At 39.1% G+C, this 3281-nt stretch carries 2 protein-coding genes and 1 pseudogene; 1 reads left to right on the top strand and 2 read right to left on the bottom strand.

Going from position 1 to position 3281, the window contains the following annotated elements; all coding sequences use genetic code 11:
* Positions 1–815: 815 nt before the first annotated feature.
* Positions 816–941, bottom strand: a complete 126-nt coding sequence (locus tag ACUVJL_RS21205) for a hypothetical protein (protein ID WP_445247640.1) — start codon at positions 939–941, stop codon at positions 816–818.
* Positions 942–1058: 117 nt separating this feature from the next.
* Between ACUVJL_RS21205 and ACUVJL_RS21200 the strand changes: the two genes are divergently transcribed.
* Positions 1059–2003: a toll/interleukin-1 receptor domain-containing protein gene (locus tag ACUVJL_RS21200; protein WP_445247639.1), complete on the top strand. Its 945-nt coding sequence runs from the start codon at positions 1059–1061 to the stop codon at positions 2001–2003.
* A gap of 12 nt (positions 2004–2015) precedes the next feature.
* Here ACUVJL_RS21200 and ACUVJL_RS21195 read toward each other — a convergent pair.
* Positions 2016–2902 (bottom strand): annotated as a pseudogene (locus ACUVJL_RS21195) (ISAzo13 family transposase).
* Between the last annotated feature and the right edge of the window lie 379 nt (positions 2903–3281).

The raw sequence follows: 3281 nt of genomic DNA, 5'->3' as shown, positions 1-3281 counted from the left end.
CGATAAATTCGGTTTAGCAATTTCAAGGAAAGTGGATTGATATCTCGAAGTAAAAACATATAAAACCTCTTTGAACACAACTTAATATTTTTATTATATCATATTAGTTGTTTGTGTAATTAATTTTGTTTGACTACTTAGCCATGCCGAAATCTTGAATTCATACCTGTATTCAGCAACGCCGATAATGTTTTTTGTCAATGCGTAAGTCCTAGAATTTTAGATGTTGGGCATTGCTGATTCATGGCATGAATCAACTTTTATCGGAAGTTACAAAGGGAGCATCTCATATTTAGAAAAATACTTCTTCTGGCTCCTTCCTTCTGACAAGCGAATTTCAAAGGTGGTACCCGCCACGTGATTTATCCGTGGAATCAATCCAAAATCGAAAATCGAAAATCCTCAAGCCCCCGCATTTATCCGTGGGGTCGCCTCTAAAATCTAAAATCTAAAATCTAAAATCTAAAATCGATTGACTCTTTCCTTCTGCCTCCTGCCTCAAAACTCCAATTTATAGCTGGGCTGCTTTCATTGAGATGCTGCCATTACAAAACTCACCCTCAAGCGGGCTTATAGCAATGCCGAAATCTTGAATTCATACCTGTATTCAGCAACGCCATAAATTATGTACTCATGGCAAAGATCCGACTTTTCCGACTTTACGATCCGACTTTTCCGACTGACAGAGACAGTGGCCCCAAGCCATGATAGAGATAGGGAAAGTCAATCCACGATATCTAGATTGTCAAGATATCGTAAATCGGCCTTGCTGAATTGGGTATGAAATTTGTAGGCTCAATCCCCCCGTGGTTGCCTCACCGCTGGCGGGGTAAGCACTTAGAATTACCTACAGGAAAAATCATAATTTGATTCAGCAGCCCCGGATCTTGTTCGAGTCCCATCCAATCCGCGTGAGGTGGTGCGGTTTTGCTGTCTACCATTCGCCCTCTCTAAAATGTTTGAATTCCCTAAGGGAAATTTCCAGATTTCCTAAGCTGTCGCGCATTTTAATTGTATATTCTCTGCGGGCGGGACACCCCACAAGACTTTGATTTTTTTTGACAGAGAATTTAAATGCCGCAACAGCTTATTCCCCATTTACCTATCCCTTCCTCATGAAAACAATTTTTGACGCTTTTATATCTTACGGACGAGCAGATAGTCTAGGTTTCGGCAGAAAGTTATACGATCGCCTGCGAGAAGAAGGGTTGAATATTTGGTTCGACCAAAACGATATTCCCCTGGGAGTTGATTTTCAAAATCAAATAGACGACGGCATCGAGAAAGCGGACAACTTCTTATTTATCATCGCACCGCACTCGATCAACTCGCCTTATTGCGCCAAGGAAATTGAACTGGCTATTCGGCGCAACAAACGGATAATTCCCTTACTGCACGTCGAAGAGATCGATCGACACCTTTGGCAGCAGAGAAAACCCCAGGGAACCGACGAGGAGTGGGAAGCCTACAAAGCCAAAGGATTGCATTCGCATTTTAACAATATGCACCAGGCGATCCGCAAAATCAACTGGGTGTATTTTCGCGAGGGAATTGATGACTTCGATAAATCTTTCACCGGATTACTTGAATTACTAAACCGCCACGCCGATTATGTAGAAAAGCATACGCAATTGTTAGTCAAAGCCTTAGACTGGGAACGGCAGCAAAAACAAAATAGATGGCTGTTAGTTGGCGACGAGAAAAAGCAAGCAGAAGCTTGGTTAAAAATTCATTTTAACTCGGAACAGCCGCCTTGCGTGCCGACGGACTTGCATTGCGAATACATTACTGAAAGCATCAAGAATGGCAATAACTTGATGACTCAGGTGTTTATCTCTTATTCCGAGCGCGATCGGGAAACAATGGAGAAAATTCGCAACAGTCTGAGGCGAGAAAGTTTGACGGTTTGGACGAATACAACCGATGTTCAAACCGGAGAAGATTTTCAGAGTGCGATCGATCGCGGCATCGAACAAACCGATAATGGACTGAAAAATAAATAACTTGATGAATTACTAAGTTTGAGGTACGGCTCTATAGTTCCATTTTGGCAAGTATTCATCAAAAGTAATTTGCATAGTTTTTTTAAAATTATCAGCTACCTTTCGACCAATTTTATAGACTTTATCAAGCACAGTTGCAACTACAGATAGCCCGGTTTTAGTGTGAGTTTTTTCTACCAGATATTTGACTAATTCTATATTGGTAAAAATTACTCCTTGACAAGCTCTAGTAACATGAGGAAAGAGTCGATGTTCGATGGGATTATATTTAGATGTATAAGGAGGGTAATGGGCAATTCTGATCTCAATTCCGATTTCATTAACTAACTTTTGTAAATCTTCTTTAAAGATATAATGATTAGCATTGTTACTACCTCCACCATCACACTTTGCTAAAATTGAAGTGGCATTAGGGTAGATAAATTTTCCATAATTATTCCACCAATTTTTCAGAGATTCACAAGCAAATTCACTTGTATCTTTACTGTTGCCTAATGTTATATATCCTCGATTTTCTTGAGCATCGTAAATCCCATGTGGAATTACTTTTCCGTGACCTAAGCTCCAAAAATCATGATCTAAAGTAGTAACAGGCTCGGTTGTATAGAGAGTTCCCGGACGATACAAATTTCCTAAAACTTCTTTTTTTTTGTATCAAAACTAATAATGGGATTACCCGCTTCTCTATACTTTGTATCGAGTCTAGCAATATTTTCAAATTGAGCATTACGATTTTTATTAATTCCGGTTGTCTGTTTTTTTTGTGCTTTTCGCTTCACATACCCATGTTTTTTTAGGAGTTGTCCTACTAGAGGAAGACTCACACAAAATCCGGCGTTTTTCAGTCCGACAGCTATTTCTTTATGCGTCAAATTAGTCCATTTAATTAGCTCATTCATTGGGTCTCCCGCTGTCTGGAACTTTAAGACTTCTAAAAAGGCTTCATCAATACCGCTCCTGGTAGCTAAAATACTTTTTCTTCCTCCTCCTTTTTTTCTGACCCTTAAATTATTAATAGTCGTTTCATTCATTGTTTCTAAATCTTTAATTCCCTGGATAATAGTATTTCGACTGCATCCGCAAAGTTTCATTATATAGCTAATTCCACCCCATCCCAATTTTTGTGCCTCGCTCGCTGCATACCTTCTTTTATCCTTTTCTGATAAAGAGTTATAAAGTTTCTTTATTTCCGACTCAATTGAACTAGAATAAAACATAGGTTTAAATCTCAGATAAAGTGGTAGAATAGAAAAATCCCTTGCGAGTTTCTATCAATTT

The sequence above is a fragment of the Microcoleus sp. OTE_8_concoct_300 genome (assembly GCF_031383065.1).
In the GTDB taxonomy this organism is placed as follows: domain Bacteria; phylum Cyanobacteriota; class Cyanobacteriia; order Cyanobacteriales; family Microcoleaceae; genus Microcoleus.
This window is presented reverse-complemented; position numbering and strand designations above follow the sequence as displayed.

What these genes read in the sequence shown, in the direction of transcription:
- ACUVJL_RS21205 (WP_445247640.1), bottom strand. Translation starts at nt 941, where the DNA reads ATGGTAGACAGCAAAACCGCACCACCTCACGCGGATTGGATGGGACTC.